Consider the following 304-nt stretch of genomic DNA (forward strand, 5'->3'; position numbering starts at 1 on the left):
TTCGTCCAAACTCCGACGTTATTGAGCGTACCTTGACGAGTCGCACTCCGTCCGAAGAAATGATCTGTTTTGAATTTTGTCAGTTAGCTGTACTGTCTCCGATTCTAGATATTAATGGTGATATTAAACTTATTCAGCTGAGCGTATCACTAGCAGATATGATGCTAGATTTTAATAGAATCACCGGATCTGATATCGGGATACTCACGCCGGTTAATAATAACTCTGAAGCATCAGTACAGTTTGGCAAGACCGGATTGGCTTTCTCTTCTTTGACGAATAAGCCTTTACTACAGCCAATTCT

Annotated in this window: 1 protein-coding gene; it reads left to right on the forward strand. The window is 40.8% G+C overall.

Annotation, left to right across the window (positions count from 1 at the left end; translation table 11 throughout):
* Positions 1-304, forward strand: a 304-nt coding sequence (locus A3766_RS30660) for a cache domain-containing protein (RefSeq protein ID WP_197479412.1), incomplete at both ends; no start/stop codon positions are given.

The organism is Oleiphilus sp. HI0132 (genome assembly GCF_001635845.1).